The following is a 14745-nucleotide window of genomic DNA, read 5'->3' as shown; positions in this document are numbered from 1 at the left end:
CGAGTCTTCGCCAGAGTTCGCTACAGCAACGATCAGTGCCGAAATGATCTTTGAGTTCGCTGGGAAAACTCTCAATCGCGGCACGCCCACCGACCGACCGGCACGGTTGAACGCAAGCCATGTCAGTGGCTTGCTGTTCGACCGGCGAGCCGCTTTTATCTTGCCGGGAGTAATCGGGCGCTTCTCCGCCTTCTGCTCCGACATGATCGTCTCCTCTGCTTGATATTATACGGCTGCACACGAGCGGTCGACAACATGGCATTGGTCCGGCTTTCGTCGTGATCTCGGGGTGATGACATCTGGTGGTCCATCCAGGAGTTCGTGCTCAACCCCGCCTGCCAAGCGGGCGCACATGTCGTCGTCAGGATCGCGGGGCAACACAGACACAGTAGCGCGCTCGACGTCTCAATCGAGCTGTCGTCGCCGGCAAGATAGCGTGCTCTCCGCATCCGCTTCGATCCACCAAATGCCTCTCCGCCGATCGGCGGAAGCTCAGCCAATCTTCTGTCGTCGCGCCGTCGGGTTGCTAAAACTCGGTTCAGCGGCACTTTCATCTTCGGCTGCGAACCGGAACACAGATCCGTCGATCCACATGCGATGCATGACCACCGCCAGCTTACGCGCAACGGCCACCACCGCGCGCTTGTGGCCACGCTTGGCTGCGATCCGGACACCCCAGGCCTTGATGCCGCACCATTGCTTGGAACGCACCAGCATTGCGCTCGCCGCCTCGTAGAGTACGGTGCGAACCTCCCCGTCGCCGCACTTCGAAATGTGCCCTTCGATGTCGATCGATGTGCCCGTCTGTATGCGCCGGGAGGTCAGCCCAAAATGCGCCCCTACGGTCTTGGACTTGCTGAACCGGTGCGGATCGTCGATCGCTGCCTTGAAGGTCAAAGCAGTCACGGGACCAACGCCTGGAATGGCGCAGAAGCGCCGGCAGAGCTCGTCCCGTCCGACCATTTGAACCAGCAAGTCGTGCAGCCTCTTGTACTCGGCCCATAGTGCTTCCCAGGCCCGTAACATGCATTCCGTTATGCCCCCAATCAGACTGTCATGAGCCACCAGGTCTCGCACCCGCGCCGTAAACGACGCCCGCTGAACCCGCGGTCCAACCAACAGACCGAACACCTTCAGCGACTGTCTGATTTCGTTTTCGATGTCGAGCAGCTTGCGCTTGAGCGTCCGCCGGTGACCGAGGAGCAGCCGTAGTTTATGGCTCTCCGGGCTCTTGACGTGGACCGGTCGATACCAGCCCGCCCGCACCAGATGCGCCAGACCGCGCGCGTCATTCTTGTCGGTCTTGTTGCGCTGCGCCTGCAGGGCCGCCGCTGCCTGCCGTGCTTCCAACAGCACCATGGGAAGGCCCAGGGACACGAGCTCACGGTGCAGCCAAGGTGCTACACTGCCTGCTTCATGGCCGACCTTGTCGAGCCGCGGCAGATACGGCGCAAGCGCTTCAAAGATGATCGCCGGATCGGTCAAAACGCTGGCTTCGAACACAATGGTGCCGTCGCGGCTGTTCATGACACAGATCGCGGTCTTGGTGCTCGAGGTGTCGAGCGCTGCTGAGAGTTTCATCGGCGGACGTCCTCTTCGGCGAATCAATGTTGATCCACCGCAATGCTGCGCCTTTGCCGTCAACACTGTCTCGCCTTGCGCGCGCCCGATTACGCCGACACTTTAATCGGCCGGGTGTAAGCGTCCGGTCTCTGCACACCTTCCCCCTCGTGTGTTGTCGTTCCATTTCGAGTTCTCTGCTGCTGTGGAGAATCTCCGGTGGGACCCAAACATTTCGAGAACAGAGCGCGCCGCGAATGGTGGTCGCTGCACATCGAAGCGCGGCGTCGCAGTGGTCTCGGGATCCGCAAATACTGCCAGCAGCAACGTCTGACCGAGAACATGTTGCGGCGTTGGCTGAAGCGGCTGGCCGGCAACGAGACTGCGCTTAAGCTCGAGAAATATCAGACGGAATTGCGCCGCGGGCGCGCCCGGGAAGAGCGAGAAAAGGCGCTCCGAAGGCAGAAGCAGCGCAGGTTCACTGTCACTTCGGATGTGCGCAACCAGGCGTCGCAGGCGTTCTGGGCGATGCATGTCGAGGCGCTGAACTGGAGCGGAATGGAGCTCCGCGCCTATGCCGCGGCGATGCAGTTGTCGCCGCATTCGCTGCGCAAATGGCGCGACCGACTGGCCACTGGGGAGGTCACGATCGACTGGCGCGCCCATCTTCATCCCTCCGCCCGTCCCGCCGTTAGCACTAGTGCTAGGAACTCACAGCCCGAACGCCGCTTGACAGCCGCCGAAATCGGCGATCCGGCGACGCCGCCGGCACCGGTTCGCCGCTTCTTCAGTGACGAGGAAAAACTCGCGATCGCCAATGAAACCGAGCTACCTGGCGCCAAGGTCTCTGCCGTCGCGCGCAAGCACGGCATCGTCACCGGGTTGCTGTTCCGCTGGCGCGCGCAGTTCGGCATCGCGCAAAAGAAGCGATCCAAGCTCGCCCGTGTTGTGCTGCCTGACGACATGCCCGCCGCACGCGCCCTGCGCGATCTCGCGCGTCCACCGGAGGGCATGGTGGCCGTCGACCTCGCTGACGGACGGCGTGTCTTCGCTCCCGCCGGAAGCGATCCGGATGTGGTGCGGACGCAGATCGAAAGCGGAGATGCAGCGCAATGATGTTCGTCCCTGCGGGCGTGAAGGTGCACCTGGCGCTCGGCTACACCGACATGCGCAAAGGCATGGATGGGCTCGCAATGCTGGTGCAGGACACGCTCAAGAAGGATCCGTTCTCCGGTCACTTGCTTGCCTTCCGCGGCAAAAAAGGCATCGATCCTGAAGGTCCTGTTCTGGGACGGAAATGGGCTTTGTCTGTTCACGAAACGCATCGACCAGGGTGGCTTCGGATGGCCAGTGATGGCGGCCTATGATGGCTCGATCACGCTCACACCGGCGCAGCTTGCGATGCTGATCGTAGGCATCGATTGGCGCGCGCCAGAGCGCATCTGGAAGCCGGCGATTGCAGGATGATCTGCAAAATGTAGTGATGAACTGAGTTGCGATTCTTCTACGAGGAGGCCGGTTCGAGTACCATCGGACATGCAGCTCGATCTCACCAATCTCCCGTCCGATCTTGAGCTTCTGCAGCGCCTGGTGCGCGACATTGCCGCTGCGATCGACCATCGCGACACCGAGATCGAGCGGCTCAAATCCATCATCAGACAGCTGCAGCGAATGCAGTTCGGCCGCAGCTCCGAGCGCATCGACCCCGACCAGCTTGCACTCGGTCTGGAGGATCTCGACAGCGACATTGGCCGCGTCGAGGAAGCGCAGCCGAAGTTCACACCGGAAGCCAACTCTTCGCCGCGACGCCGTCCGCTGCCCGATCATCTGCCACGCGAGGACGTTCTGCTCGACGTGCAAGACAGGGTTTGTGGCTGCTGTGGTGGAGCTCTCCATCTGATCGGCGAGAGCGTCAGCGAGATGCTGGATTGGGTCCCGGCGCAGCTTCGCGTCGTGCGCACAACCAGACCCAAATACGCCTGCCTAGCCTGCAACAAGGTCGTGCAAGCCGGCGCGCCGGAGCGGTTGATCGCTGACGGTCTGGCGACGCCGGCGTTGCTCGCGCAGGTGTTGATTAGCAAGTACTGCGATCACCTTCCGCTCTATCGGCAGTCGCAGATCTTCGACCGTCATGGCGCCGATCTCTGCCGCTCGACGCTCGCAGGCTGGGTTGGCGGCGCATGCTGGTGGCTCGAGGCCTTGCACGAACGGCTGTGCAAGAACGTGTTCGCCTCCAACCATCTCTTCGCCGATGACCCGCCGATCCCGGTGCTCGATCCTGGCCGCGGACGAACCAAGACGGGGCGGCTCTGGGTCAACGCACGCGAACAGCAACCATGGAGCGGCCCCGAACCTCCGGCCGCTATCTACCTGTTCGCACCCGACCGCAAGGCCGAGCGACCGGTCGCACAGCTTGTTGCCTTCAAGGGCATCCTGCATGTCGACGGATATGCTGGCTTCGAGCAGCTAGCCGCCAAAGAGGACATCACGCTCGAAGCTTGTTGGAGCTACTCGCGACGCAAGTTCTACGATGTGGCCAAAGCCACGGCGTCTACCGTGGCGACAGAAGCCCTGCGCCGGATCGGCGAGCTCTATGTCATCGAGGCGCGCATCCGCGGCCGATCGTCTGACTACCGTCTTGCCGAACGCAGGACGTTCTCCAAGCCGATCGTCGACGCGCTGAACGTCTGGCTCGATGCACAGCTCCGCCTGGTACCCGGCCGCAGCACGCTTGCCGAGGCAATCCGTCATGCACTCTCGCGCTGGCACTGCCTGACGCGCCTCCTGAACGACGGCCGCGTCGAGCTCGACACCAATCCGGTCGAGCGAGCCATCCGCCCCGTCACCCTCGGCCGCCAGAACCATCTGTTCGCCGGCAGCGATGGTGGCGGACATCGCTGGGCAGTGATCAGCGAGCTGACCACAGCCCTGCGATGGCCGCCGCCGACGGACATTCTCGGCCGGCGAGGTCGCGATCGATTGGAGCGCTCATTTTCATCCCTCAGCCCGTCCGGCGATGCCGGCCAAGTCCAACGCACCCGCGTTGTTATCTTCCGGGAACGAGGCTCGCGATCGCGAGAGAAGCCGAGCTGCCCCGCGTCGAGGTCTCTTCCGTAGTGCGCAAGCACGCCATCGTCACTGGGCAGTTGCTCCACTCGCACACACAGTGCGGCGTCGTACAAAAAGCGCCATGCAAGCTCGCCCGTGTCGCGCTGCGCCCTGTGCGATCTTGTACGTCCACCCGGAGAGCATGATGCTCGTCGACCTCGCTAATCGATCACCTATGTCCTCTCCTGCTGGCAGAACAAGGGCCCTGCGCCGGATCGGCGCGCTCCATGCGATCGAGGCGCTCATCCGCAGCCAATCGCCGGCCTACCGTCTTGCCGAGCGCCGGACGTTTTCAAGCCGACTGTCGACGCTCTGAACGTCTGGCTCGATGCACAGCTCCCCTGATCTCCGGCCGCAGCCCGCCTGCCGAGCGATGGCACCGCCACGCGCTTCCTGAACCGTGGTCGGGTTGAGCTCGGCACCGATCCAGTCCGGTGCGCGATCCGTCCTGTTACGCTTGGCCGCAAGAACCACCTGTTCGCCGGTAGCGACGATGGTGAACGTCGTTGGACAATAGTCGCCTCGCTCACCCCACCTTATAGGTTGAACGACGTCTTGCCGCGGATGATCAACGGAGATCCCGTCAATCGCCTCGACGAATTGGTGCTCGAAGCTCGGTGATCATGTCAAAACCTGAGCATGTGTAGCGGCGGCTCAGTCGCGACGCTGACTTCACACGCGACGGTGCCGCCGCGGCAGCTCACATCGCATATCGCGGTCTTGGTGCTGGATCTCAGGTGCTGGCAAGAGATTATCGGCGGACATCGCCCTCGGCGAACCAAGTCCCCCTGCTGCGCCCTTATGGCAAAAACTATCCCGTCTTGCCTACGCCTGGTTACGGAGACAGAGTCGTCTTGGGTCTCTCCGCCTGCGTCTTCGACACGATCGTCGTTCTGCTTTGTGGCGCGCTTTTCCATCGATCCGACGAACACCTCACCGGCATTCTTGCCCCGTCGATTCCACCGTCAGGTTGTCACCGCAATTAATTAGCGAGGGTACATCGGTCATTCGCTGCGCTGGTGCGCGAGCTGGTCGATGCCATGCCGCGTGCAACGGCTGCGGCTCCAGACAGATCGCTGGTAAGCCCCGACTTGTCATCTCCGCATTGATAGCGAAGACAAGATCCCGAACTGGTCGCTGACCCGCGGTAGACGGCTCGGCTACAGCGGCAGCGTTCCCTCCACTTATTCACCGCTGCATCCTTCAGCAGCTCAGCTGCCTATATCCCGAACCACGCAACTGGCCGTCTATTCTAGCAGTTGTCCGATCGGATCGCTCGGCCTATCCTGTCTAGTACATCGAAAGCACTCCGCATCCACCGATCTGTTGCAAGCCATCGTCGGCACTGGAGACTTCGCGTGTTATCCTCCCAATTCGGTGATCGTCATTTCATGCAATTGTCGCTCGCACTCGGGCGACTTGGATTGGGCAGGACTTGGCCTAATCCCAGTGTCGGCGCACTCGTGGTCAAAAACGGCGCGATCGTCGGTTGCGGTAGCACTCAGCCGGGTGGCCGCCCCCATGCAGAGCCGGTTGCGCTCAAACAGGCGGGGGAGGCCGCTCGTGGTGCGACACTCTACGTTACCCTGGAGCCATGCAGCCATTTCGGTACATCTCCACCTTGCACCGACGCTATTATAGGTGCTGGCATCTCAAGGGTTGTGGCCGCGATCGAGGATCCCAACCCCGTCGTAGCCGGACAGGGATTTGCGAAACTGAGGGCCGCCGGCATTACGGTCGTTACTGGCATCAACCTCCACGAAGCTGCTTATTGCCACGCCGGTCATTTTCGGCGCATCAGGGATCATCGCCCCCACGTCATCCTGAAATTGGCACTGTCTTCTGATCACAAGATTGGCGCTTCTGGTGGAACGCCTGTCGTCATATCGGGCCCGTCGGCTCGCGATCGTATACATCTTTTGCGCGCACAGACGGATGCAATCTTGGTAGGTATAGGCACCGTTCTTGCGGATGATCCGCTGCTTACATGTCGATTGCCCGGAATGGAATCATGTTCCCCGGTGCGCGTGGTTCTCGATAGTAATGGGTGCATTCCTGATCGAAGCCGCCTTGTAACCTCTGCTCAACAGACGCCCCTTTGGGTTTTCACCTCTGATCGCAGCAATATTGACACCTCCAATCTGCAAGCAGCCGGCGCCACGATCTTCACGGTACGCGCAGCGAGCGGCTCTGGGCTCGATCTTCTTGCCGTACTGCATGTTCTCGCAGACAAAGGCATAACCCGTGTGCTTGTCGAAGGGGGCAGCCGCGTCGCCTCGTCCTTCGTTGCCGCCAACCTGGTGGATGAAGCATGGCTATTGCACGGAAAACGCGCAATCGGCGGTAACGGGATCGATGCCCTTGCTGAGTTGCCGCTCGAACAGATAACGTGCTCCCGAAACTTCCAGATCCGACATCGTGAGTCGTTAGATGCAGATCTCCTAACGATTTACGAGAACACCCAACGTCTACTTTAATCCAGTTAGCGCTTGACCTTGCCCCCAAGTTTTATCCAGGTCTGAGTTCGTTCGGACGGTTGGATGTGCTCATGCGGGCGGCGGGAGCTGGCGCGGAGCCTTCGACACAGCGCAGCGCCAGATCCCGACGCGGATTGCAGGTGGATGCGAACTCGGATGGCGTCTTCCATCCGAGTTGGGAGTGTGGCCGACCGTCGTTATAGTCGGCCTGCCAGCATCGGAGCGCAACGCGGGCCTGGGCGAGCGAGGTGAACAGCGTCTCGTTCAGCAGTTCATCCCGCAGGCGGCCATTGAAGCTCTCGATGAAGGCGTTCTGCATGGGTTTGCCCGGCGCGATTAGTGCCAGGCGATGCGGCTCTGATCGGCCCATGTCAGGATGGCACTGCTGGTGAGTTCGCTGCCATTGTCGCTCACCCACCATCTTGGGCTTGCCGCGCTCGGCGACCAGCCGGTCCCGCTCCTGAGCGACCCGGGCGCCCGAGAGTGAGGTGTCGGCCACCAACGCCAGGCACTCGCGGGTGCAGTCGTCGACCACGGTCAGGACGCGGAAGCGCCGGCTATCGGTCATCTGATCCGACACGAAGTCGAGCGACCAGCGATCATTCGCGAGCAGCGGCACCTTCATCGGCGCTCGTGTGCCGAGGGCCCGCTTGCGGCCACCTCTACGGCGCACCGTGAGCCGTTCCTCCCGGTACAGCCGGAACACCTTCTTGTGATTGACCAAGTAGCCCTCTCGCTTGAGCAGGACGTGCAGGCGACGATAGCCGAAGCGGCGGCACTCCTGGGCGATCGTCCTCATGCGCTGCCGCAGTCCGGCATCATCGGCCCGGCTCGTCTGATATCTGACCGTCATGCGGGAACAGCCGATGGCTTTACACGCCCGCCGTTCGCTCATCCCGTGAACGCCCACGAGATGCGCGACAGCTTTCCGCTTGGCCGCGGGCGTTACCACTTCTTTCCCAGGAGATCCTTCAGCGCGGCATTGTCCAGCATGGCGTCCGCCAGCAGCCGCTTGAGCCGCGTGTTCTCGTCCTCCAGCGTCTTCAGCCGCTTGGCCTCCGAGACGTCCATTCCGCCGAACTTGGCCTTCCATTTGTCAATTGTGGCGTCGCTCACGCCATGCTTGCGGTACAAATCGGCGACCGGAACGCCAGCCTCGTGCTCCTTCAAAATCCCGATGATCTGCTCTTCCGTAAAGCGGCTGCGCTTCATGCTCTGGTCCTCGTTGGGGCCAGAACGAACTTAAAACTGGATTATGCCCGAGGGGCACGGTCACGCTCCCAAATGTTTGCTTCACCCCAGATCGGCCCTTAATAATATCGTCCTTGCTCGGCCCTACGAATCCAACTGTGGCCTACACCACGTTTTTCAGACCTATCATCACTTTCGGGCAACTAATATCCCTCCCCAACATCATACGCGCCCTTTCCTGAAAAGCCTGCGACCGCTAAAACACACCGACGAACCAGCAACTTAGCCGCATACGTTTGCCTACATATGGGTCGATTGCGGCGTGTTTGGATGGCGTCGCCCTATGACACTCGGCGGATAGGCATTCAGCCCGGCGATATCTGATCCAGAGGTTCACATATCGCGCGGTGTGCTCTTCCACCAATGCGAGCTTAGTAAGCTAAGGCGTTTGCGCTTCAAGTCGCGTCTCCTTCCACTCCGGAGACAGCCCTCTTGCATCACCCTTTCGACCGACTACGACGACATAGCGTCCTGTAGGATCAAGTGGCCGCTGAATAACCGAGAGTCCCGCGCTGGCAAGCAATTCCTCAATCCACGGGGTCGGATGCAGCCCACCGTGTGTGGTGTTCAGCATCATATGCATCGAAAACCCAGCTGCAGCCGCAGGCGAGATCCCGTCGGTATTTAGAAGCTGAGTTGCGACCACGAGTAGCCCTCCGGACCTGAGGACCTCGACTGCTCGATAAATCAAGTCGCGGACCGTCGCAGGCTCGAAATAGTGGAGACAATCGTTCAGGAGTACGACGTCGGCCAATACACCAGCAAAGCTAGCGGGCAGCGTTATATCCTTTGCCCGGAACGCACACCGTTCCGAACAGCCAAACTCACGGAACGTCTCCTTTGCAATCCGTTCTGCGCCGGGATAGTCCCACACCTCGCCCGTTACTTCTGGTTCTGCTCGGGCAAGCGCCGCGAGATAAGTTCCATGACTCCCAGCCATATCGATCACATGCTTCGTCCCTAACGGAAACGGCAAGGAGAGAAACGACGGCAGGTTGGCGACCGCTAGATTGCGCATTGCTTGATGGAACGCTTCGTTCGCCGCTTCGTCACCATTGAGCTTGTGTTCCTGGTGCCATGGCAGCACGTCTGTTGACGAAAGCGTCTCACCGATCCGTGTCCAAGTGCTCCATTGCCTGCGCTGATGCTCGACTACACCTCCCATATATCCATCGCGCGACCTCACGAGGCTTTGGTCCGCCACTAACGAATTGTGATAACGCCCCATATCGTCCTTCGATAACAGTCCGTTTGCCACGAGTGCATTGAGAAAGATCACGGCTTTACGGGGTACCCACCCCATGCTTGCGGCCAACACATCAGCATGATGCGGTTGGCTTGTTAGCTCAAACAACCCGACGGAATGTGCAAAATGCAACAGCGCTGAGTCATGAAATTGATCGACCATACGGAAGAGATCACTAGTCCCCAATTGCTTGCTGTCCATTCTAGATGTCCTCCGCCAGTCGAAACGAGATGGGATAAAGAGGCAGCCCTACTGGTCCATGGCGTCGCTGGCACCTCGCGAGATCCTGAAACCTTGTAAAGGCTCCACCACGACAGACCCGGTAGTTTCTAGCTGCGGCCAGGGTCGCAAGATCGTCTCCGATCGTTGTGCCGCCCGGATATGCTGCGTAGAAGTCCGATGTCCATTCCTCAACATTGCCCGCCATATCCAGCCCCCCAAAGAACGAAGAACCTTTTGGAAAACAGCCGACGGGTGTGGTCATAAGCAATCCGCTCTCGAGAGTGTTCGCGCAATCTTCAGCGAATTCTCCCCAAGGGAACGCACGACCGTCTGGACCGGCTGCCGCGTATTCCCATTCGGATTCCCGCGGCAGACGAAAACTACGCCTCGTAGTACGTGAAAGCCACTCGGCGTACGCCATTGCCGCTGTATCGCTCACCGAGTAAACGGGATGATTTGAAAGCGCTGGATTAAAGCGGCCAAATGCCCAAGAGGTCGGCACCTCCGGATACCACGTCTCTCGCAGAAAGGTCGCGAATTCAATGTTTGTGACTAAGTATTTTCCAATCCGATACGGATCCAGTCGGACGACGTGCCGAGGTGCTTCCTTCGCAATCCATTCTTGTTTAACACCACGCTCCTTGTAGCGATCGGCGACGACGCTGACTAATTTAAGCGGAAGGCCAATACGCACCTCACCCCCGGCAATATCGATCATCTCAGGATCGGCGCCCCTGATTCTGGGATCTCCTAGAAGTCCCAGAAAAAGCCCGGCAGCGAGTCGCATTTCAAGAGAGGCTTCGCACGTCTCGATGATTGAAATGAGTTCCGACGGAGATGCTCCATAAATCTCCGCCCCGACGTGAGTGAGTTGCTCAACCTCTGGCGCTAAGTATTGCTCCGGCAAGCCCATCGCGGCCCGGGTCGGCATAGCATTGATTTCTTCCGCTATCGCGGAGAACGCCTCTTTAATCTTCATTTCGACTACACCTAATCGAGGCTTGGCAGCCTGATGACCCACTATCATGTCGTCGCATATCTACAACGCGAATACGCTATCCCGACACAGCTCACCTCATAGGGTATCCTGTCGTTGACATATCGAATATGACAGCGTCATGCTTCCTGCCTTTACTATCGCCGTAGCGACCGCGGCACTCTCATTTCCACTTGCTCTATCGCGCCCTCGTCCGACCGTGCCACGACTTGCGACCCAATCTGCCCCACGGCGGTTATGCCACAAAGGCCCATAGTCGTACTGAGCTCCTTCTTAATAATGTCGATCGCCTTCGCTACGCCACGCTGACCACCCGCGCCAAGACCGTATATATACGATCGCCCTATCATGCATGAACTCGCTCCTCGCGCGAGCGCCCGCATCAAGTCCTGGCCGGATCGAATACCACCGTCGAAAACAATCTCGATCTCCGACGCAACCGCGTCAGCGATATAGGGCAGCACTGAAATTGACGACGGCGCCCCGTCAAGCTGACGCCCCCCATGATTGGACACGACCAAGGCATCGACCCCGGCATTTACTGCTGCACGGGCATCCTCGACATCTTGAATACCCTTAAGCACTAGCTTTCCCGGCCATATAGAACGAAGCCACTCGACGTCTTTCCACGTCAACGACGTATCGAACTGAGCGCTTAGCCAGCCTGGTATCGACATAGATTCACGCGCGCCAGGTAGGTGGCCGACAAGATTACCGAAATTTCGGCTCTTTCCACGCAGGACACCTGCCAACCAGGCAGGCCTCGACATTACGTCAGCAATCATTCGCAGGTTGAGCCGCAGCGGTACCGCCATTCCATTTCTAATGTCAGCGTGCCGCTGTCCCATGAGTTGGCAATCAACAGTCAGAACAAGCGCCGAACATCTCGCCGCGAGCGCTCGATCAACTAACGACTTGCAGAAGCCACGGTCTCGCATCATGTACATTTGAAACCAGAACGGACCCTGGACATTCTCAGCTACGGCCTCGATTGAACATATTGACATGGTCGATAAGGTAAATGGAATTCCGGCCTCTTGAGCGGCACGGCAGGCAAGAACCTCACCATCCCGATACTGCATCCCTGTTGCACCTACGGGGGCTAGTATCAGCGGTAAGCTCGCCTTTTCCCCCAAAATTTCCGTACTCAGCTGTCTGCTAGACGTGTCGACTAAAACACGCTGGCGAAACTTAATACGTTGAAGATCATCGCGATTCGCGCGAAGGGTCTCCTCCGCGTAGGAGCCCCGATCCGCATACTCGAAGAAGGCGGTTGGCACTCGCCGACGGTGCAACTGTCTTAGATCCTCAATGCAAGTGATGTTATTCATGGGAACCCCTGGGCGGTAGCGGACTCGCGATCTCGGCAAGCCAGCATCACTAAACTTGAGTTAGAAACGCCACACGATCCTGGGCATCGGGCGCCCCTGCACTTAGATCACCACACGTCGTCCCTCGATCAGCGGAAGCCACGCCGGCGGCGCGACGCGTAAGAAGTCAATCAGGGTTCGCACAACGTACGGCTGCTCAAGCGAGCTCCGTTCAGTCGCAGACCATCGCATAGCCGGCGTAATCTGCTGTACGCCATCGTATATCCAGCCACGTGTTGACCTCTCCAGCTCGTTGAGCGCTTCGGCCAAAAGCGCAAGGTCGCGCCTTGGCCGCGGAATAGCTGATCTCTTCGCAACCCAGGTCTCATACCGTTGGCGCACTTCGTACCGTTCCCCTCCAACCAGCAGCAGCGTTCCTGACTCGCAACGATTGTGGAAGGAGATACTGGACAGACCAGAGTATCTGAGGTTCGTCTCTGCTGTAGGCACGGCTTCGACTTCAACTAATTCGAATATGGTAAGATCCACCTCCGGGACAACGATGATGCTGATCTTCCCTTCATTGAAGAGACGCTCGGTCCTCGAGAAGACCTCTTCCTCCGGTCCCCAAGCCGCCTCGTAGCCGCCAACGCCACCGACGATGCTCGGAAGCTCGGTCAGGAATTCACCGAATAGTTCGACATTTGTCTTGTCGACCGGCTGCTGCAGTTCCGCCGCCCGCTCCTGTCGATCAGCAACAAGCGCATTGATCGTGAGACTCATGCGCCTCGTGAGCGGATCGTGCCCACGGTTGAAGTCACCGTACTCAGCGATGCTGAGTAATTGGCCTCGATTCCTCTGCGCCCACTCCGGACTGAGCGCTGCAATGATCCCAACGAGCCCATCAACATCGAAATGATCGCTGGTGAAGCAATCGCATGGCATAGGCTCGCCCGCGTCCAGATAACGGAAGACACTGTCTGCCGATAAATCCGCGCGATACCGCTCAGGAGTATTCGCAGAGGGCCAGTGCGACAGAGTGAGGATCGTACCGGCGTTTTCAAAGGCATCGATCGAGACATTCCGCATCGCTGCGGAGGCTTCAAATGGAACATACGTCCCCTTGCCGAATCGTACCGGCAGGACAACATCTGCCGCGCTGGTTCGGTTCGGGAGTGGCAGAGTGGGCGCCATACCTGATGCGCCCATTTTGCGACGAACAATACCAGACGACTCGGTCGATGGCTCATAGCGCAGCCGCACCAGCGCACGCCGCCGATAGTCCAGACTACCGTATGAGGCCACGGTACATTGCCCAGCGATGCATGTCCCAAGATCGAAAAACTGGTTTTCGATGACGATAAGAGCCCGCCCGGCGACGTAGCGCACATCCATATCGAGCAATGCTGTAGCGACATCCTCGTCGACCAGCAGCCTTGCGCAATCCACCCTGCTGAGCGCTGTGCGATCTGATTCCTCTGACATGTCTAAGCCGATCGTAGTTGGCTAGCAGCAAACGATCTGCCGTGCTCGATCGCCGCCAATTCAGGTGAGTACACCTCGATCATAAGCCCGTCAGGGTCCTCGAAGTAGAGCGCCCATCTGACGCCATCTTCTCCGGCGTGAGCTCCAGGCGCCGGCCCGTTCCCCTTGACGAATTTCACTCCAAGAAGCGCAAGCCGCGCCTCAAGCTCTCGCACACCCTGGGCAGTGGTTCTAACACCAAAGTGAAACGATGGAGGGTATAGAACTTGTTCCACCTCCTCGATGAAAAACTCAAAACCAGCGAGATCTGTGACTGCCTTTCGGGGGCCCAAATTATACAAATGCCGCGCTCCCAGGGTCTCCGAGTAGAACTTAATAGCGTTCGGTAGATGTCGCGTCATAATGTTCAAGTGGTTTACGCGTGGCGTATGTAGATCGTTTCCACCTGAGACATCCGATACGACTTCCCGAAAGAGTTTTGCCGTGGCAGCGAAGACGACGAACTCTCCGATCATCTGCTCAAGCCGCAGACCCGCCTCCGACTTTATTTCGCCGTCAGAAGAGACATCGTCCGGCAACACGTCGACGGTTCTCGGAAAGCAAATTGCGTGCGCATCGAACGTAAGGCTCGTCATCAAATCGCGCACAGCCAGATGGCTACGCGGCGATCCCTGCCCGACTACGAAGGCAACCGGCTTACCGGCGAATGCTGCAGACGTTATCTCAACCACCGCCTTTGCGCTGCCGCTCGGTCCGAAGCAGTAGATCGGCAACAGAATTACAATGCCGTCCGATGTCGATATCTGCACGCGCAGCCTCTCGTATTCTGACGGATATCGGTCAAGTTGACGATTATCCGCCCATACGGCTGGCAATGAACGGATATCGACTTCGATGACCTCGCACTTTCGCTCTCTCAATCGGCTCACGATGATCGGCCCGCACTGCCGGCTGCAGGAGACCTCGCTGGCGGACAACGACATGACTACAAAGCTTGACATCTACTTGGCCCTCCTAGCTATTGGTGCTGCTGGGTCGATATTCATTTGCAATACTCTCGATGCTCGACGATGCGTCGCGCCGGACGCC

General features: G+C 59.2%; 15 protein-coding genes. 7 read left to right on the top strand and 8 right to left on the bottom strand.

What is annotated here, in order from left to right; genetic code table 11:
* Positions 1 to 492: 492 nt before the first annotated feature.
* Positions 493 to 1581 (bottom strand): IS110 family transposase, encoded by a 1089-nt coding sequence (locus QX010_RS23290; protein ID WP_315804879.1) that lies wholly within the window; start codon positions 1579 to 1581, stop codon positions 493 to 495.
* A 198-nt stretch (positions 1582 to 1779) separates the two neighbouring features.
* Between QX010_RS23290 and tnpA the strand changes: the two genes are divergently transcribed.
* From tnpA to ribD, 7 genes are all read left to right on the top strand, one after another.
* Positions 1780 to 2676 carry an IS66-like element accessory protein TnpA gene (tnpA, locus tag QX010_RS23285; protein WP_316182111.1) on the top strand — a complete coding sequence of 299 codons (897 nt, stop codon included), beginning with the start codon at positions 1780 to 1782 and terminating at the stop codon, positions 2674 to 2676.
* Positions 2673 to 2927, top strand: coding sequence for an IS66 family insertion sequence element accessory protein TnpB (tnpB, locus tag QX010_RS23280; RefSeq protein WP_409997980.1), 255 nt, complete (start codon positions 2673 to 2675; stop codon positions 2925 to 2927). The genes tnpA and tnpB (QX010_RS23280) overlap by 4 nt, the downstream gene beginning before the upstream one ends.
* A complete protein-coding gene (gene tnpB / locus QX010_RS33100; RefSeq protein ID WP_409997982.1) occupies positions 2833 to 3027 on the top strand; it encodes an IS66 family insertion sequence element accessory protein TnpB in 195 nt (64 codons plus the stop codon). Before tnpB (QX010_RS23280) ends, tnpB (QX010_RS33100) begins: the two co-directional genes overlap by 95 nt.
* A gap of 69 nt (positions 3028 to 3096) precedes the next feature.
* The gene (gene tnpC / locus QX010_RS23275) at positions 3097 to 4677 is read left to right on the top strand and encodes an IS66 family transposase (RefSeq protein ID WP_316182110.1); all 1581 of its coding nucleotides are present in this window, start codon (positions 3097 to 3099) and stop codon (positions 4675 to 4677) included.
* 136 nt (positions 4678 to 4813) lie between these two features.
* Complete coding sequence (locus tag QX010_RS23270) at positions 4814 to 4984, top strand: hypothetical protein (RefSeq protein WP_316182109.1); 171 nt, start codon at positions 4814 to 4816, stop codon at positions 4982 to 4984.
* Between the two features lie 47 nt (positions 4985 to 5031).
* Positions 5032 to 5289, top strand: coding sequence for a transposase (locus tag QX010_RS33095; RefSeq protein ID WP_409997981.1), 258 nt, complete (start codon positions 5032 to 5034; stop codon positions 5287 to 5289).
* Positions 5290 to 6059: 770 nt separating this feature from the next.
* Positions 6060 to 7145, top strand: coding sequence for a bifunctional diaminohydroxyphosphoribosylaminopyrimidine deaminase/5-amino-6-(5-phosphoribosylamino)uracil reductase RibD (gene ribD, locus QX010_RS23265; protein WP_315804964.1), 1086 nt, complete (start codon positions 6060 to 6062; stop codon positions 7143 to 7145).
* Positions 7146 to 7176: 31 nt separating this feature from the next.
* On the opposite strand, the gene QX010_RS23260 is transcribed toward ribD, so the two are convergent.
* The 7 genes from QX010_RS23260 to QX010_RS23230 all read right to left on the bottom strand — a co-directional run bounded on the left by QX010_RS23260 (position 7177) and on the right by QX010_RS23230 (position 14657).
* Entirely contained in the window at positions 7177 to 8040 is an 864-nt protein-coding gene (locus QX010_RS23260) for an IS3 family transposase (protein ID WP_315804875.1), read from the bottom strand.
* Between the two features lie 50 nt (positions 8041 to 8090).
* Positions 8091 to 8357 (bottom strand): transposase, encoded by a 267-nt coding sequence (locus tag QX010_RS23255; protein WP_315804874.1) that lies wholly within the window; start codon positions 8355 to 8357, stop codon positions 8091 to 8093.
* Positions 8358 to 8775: 418 nt separating this feature from the next.
* Positions 8776 to 9843: a methyltransferase gene (locus tag QX010_RS23250; RefSeq protein ID WP_315804873.1), complete on the bottom strand. Its 1068-nt coding sequence runs from the start codon at positions 9841 to 9843 to the stop codon at positions 8776 to 8778.
* Position 9844: 1 nt separating this feature from the next.
* Positions 9845 to 10843, bottom strand: coding sequence for a formylglycine-generating enzyme family protein (locus QX010_RS23245; protein ID WP_316182106.1), 999 nt, complete (start codon positions 10841 to 10843; stop codon positions 9845 to 9847).
* Between the two features lie 155 nt (positions 10844 to 10998).
* Entirely contained in the window at positions 10999 to 12192 is a 1194-nt protein-coding gene (locus QX010_RS23240; RefSeq protein WP_315804871.1) for an alpha-hydroxy acid oxidase, read from the bottom strand.
* A gap of 102 nt (positions 12193 to 12294) precedes the next feature.
* Entirely contained in the window at positions 12295 to 13656 is a 1362-nt protein-coding gene (locus tag QX010_RS23235; RefSeq protein WP_316182104.1) for a DUF6687 family protein, read from the bottom strand.
* A gap of 2 nt (positions 13657 to 13658) precedes the next feature.
* Positions 13659 to 14657 carry an NAD(P)H-dependent oxidoreductase gene (locus QX010_RS23230; RefSeq protein ID WP_315804869.1) on the bottom strand — a complete coding sequence of 333 codons (999 nt, stop codon included), beginning with the start codon at positions 14655 to 14657 and terminating at the stop codon, positions 13659 to 13661.
* Positions 14658 to 14745: the final 88 nt, after the last annotated feature.

The sequence above is a fragment of the Bradyrhizobium sp. SZCCHNRI1009 genome, assembly GCF_032487575.1.
Taxonomy (GTDB): Bacteria; Pseudomonadota; Alphaproteobacteria; order Rhizobiales; family Xanthobacteraceae; genus Bradyrhizobium.
The sequence above is the reverse complement of the archived record's forward strand: the minus strand, read 5'-3'. Positions and strand labels throughout refer to the sequence as shown.

Coding starts and splice junctions, on each gene's coding strand:
- QX010_RS23290 (WP_315804879.1), bottom strand. CDS start 1,581: ATGAAACTCTCAGCAGCGCTCGACACCTCGAGCACCAAGACCGCGATC.
- tnpB (WP_409997980.1), top strand. CDS start 2,673: ATGATGTTCGTCCCTGCGGGCGTGAAGGTGCACCTGGCGCTCGGCTAC.
- tnpC (WP_316182110.1), top strand. CDS start 3,097: ATGCAGCTCGATCTCACCAATCTCCCGTCCGATCTTGAGCTTCTGCAG.
- QX010_RS23270 (WP_316182109.1), top strand. CDS start 4,814: ATGCTCGTCGACCTCGCTAATCGATCACCTATGTCCTCTCCTGCTGGC.
- ribD (WP_315804964.1), top strand. CDS start 6,060: ATGCAATTGTCGCTCGCACTCGGGCGACTTGGATTGGGCAGGACTTGG.
- QX010_RS23260 (WP_315804875.1), bottom strand. CDS start 8,040: ATGAGCGAACGGCGGGCGTGTAAAGCCATCGGCTGTTCCCGCATGACG.
- QX010_RS23255 (WP_315804874.1), bottom strand. CDS start 8,357: ATGAAGCGCAGCCGCTTTACGGAAGAGCAGATCATCGGGATTTTGAAG.
- QX010_RS23250 (WP_315804873.1), bottom strand. CDS start 9,843: ATGGACAGCAAGCAATTGGGGACTAGTGATCTCTTCCGTATGGTCGAT.
- QX010_RS23245 (WP_316182106.1), bottom strand. CDS start 10,843: ATGAAGATTAAAGAGGCGTTCTCCGCGATAGCGGAAGAAATCAATGCT.
- QX010_RS23240 (WP_315804871.1), bottom strand. CDS start 12,192: ATGAATAACATCACTTGCATTGAGGATCTAAGACAGTTGCACCGTCGG.
- QX010_RS23235 (WP_316182104.1), bottom strand. CDS start 13,656: ATGTCAGAGGAATCAGATCGCACAGCGCTCAGCAGGGTGGATTGCGCA.
- QX010_RS23230 (WP_315804869.1), bottom strand. CDS start 14,657: ATGTCAAGCTTTGTAGTCATGTCGTTGTCCGCCAGCGAGGTCTCCTGC.